Source organism: Clostridium tepidiprofundi DSM 19306 (assembly GCF_001594005.1).
In the GTDB taxonomy this organism is placed as follows: domain Bacteria; phylum Bacillota; class Clostridia; order Clostridiales; family Clostridiaceae; genus Clostridium_AC; species Clostridium_AC tepidiprofundi.
The window spans coordinates 1-1,325 of sequence record NZ_LTBA01000119.1; the positions used below are offsets into that span (position 1 = coordinate 1).

General features: G+C 29.1%; 1 protein-coding gene. It reads right to left on the minus strand.

Annotation, left to right across the window (positions count from 1 at the left end; translation table 11 throughout):
• Window positions 1-68: 68 nt before the first annotated feature.
• A partial coding sequence (locus CLTEP_RS13960; RefSeq protein ID WP_242863960.1) for an RNA-guided endonuclease InsQ/TnpB family protein occupies window positions 69-1,325 on the minus strand: 1,257 nt, incomplete at its 5' end.

A 1,325-nucleotide genomic window follows, 5' to 3' on the forward strand; every position in this document is an offset into this window, starting at 1 on the left:
GTGTGAACTACCACACCCACAAGGGGATGTGGCTTCTTTGTAAGAAGTTTGGTATTTAACTTTCGACCTTAACAGGCAACCCTTATTCTTAACGGGCGAGAACACTTGCCCTTATCCCTCATAGTTTCAACTAACTTGGGAATACATTTTTCTTCTTTTCTTAATATATTCAGACTACCATTTACATCTGAATTTACAAATCCATAATTACTCTTGAATAATCCCCTAACAACTCTACGAGTTTTATCATAGCTCCTTTTGGTTATTGGCTCTAAGTCAAAGGCACTACAACCACTTGTGTAACTTTCTTCTTTGTATTTAACTTCTATTCCATTTAATTTAGCCTTATACTCTACGAGTTCACCTAATCTTAATATAGGAACTTGAACAAAGCCTTTGTTATAATTCATGTCTTTTTTAATTCCTTTTAGTTTACCTATAACTATTTTGCCTACTTTATGCTCTAGTGCTTTATCAATAATATTCTTACTTACTTTGTGAAGATAATCATTGATATAATTACTTCTATATCTTCTCAACCTATTAATTTCCTTAGTATTTTTAAATTTATCAGAACCATATTTTTTCATTTCAATGCTTTGTAATTCTGCAATTCTTTTATTTATATAAGAATTAACTGATTTAAGTTTCTTACCACAAAACAAGTAACTATTTGCATTTTCTTTGAATGTTAGAGTTGCTAAATTATCCAATCCTAAATCAATAGCCATAACATCTGTATTATCAGCATTTGTTTCTATTTCTTGCTTTCTATAGATTACAATTAAATACCATTGTTTTAAAGAATTGTCCCATTTAATTCTTACCTGTTGCAATTCATTCCAATTTATAAGGCTTTGAAGTTTATTAGAAACCTCAAAATTTAAACTGTCTACCTCAAATATTTTTTGAATTGCTTTGGATAAGGATAGTTTCAAAATATCATCTTGAAATCTAATAGCAAGATTAGTAAATATAATTTCATTTTTCCTATCTTCCATATTTTTAAATTTAGGTGGCTTTGGTAGTCCATTATATTTATATGGATTTACTTTATAATCTTTGATACTTGCAAAATATGACTTCCAATTCTGCTCCAACACCTTAAATGCTTGTTGTCTTGTATGGCTATGCAAGAAATCACAATGCCAATTTGATTTAAAAGTATTTTCGATATCTACATAACTTTTGAACCCATTTTCTCTTAAATCATAGTTAGCCACATTGTAGAGTTTAGTTGTATGATAAGATAATTCTTCCACAATCTTTAATTGTTCTGCTGTAAAACTTGGTTTGAACTTAAACGATAACTTCATTTTTTCACC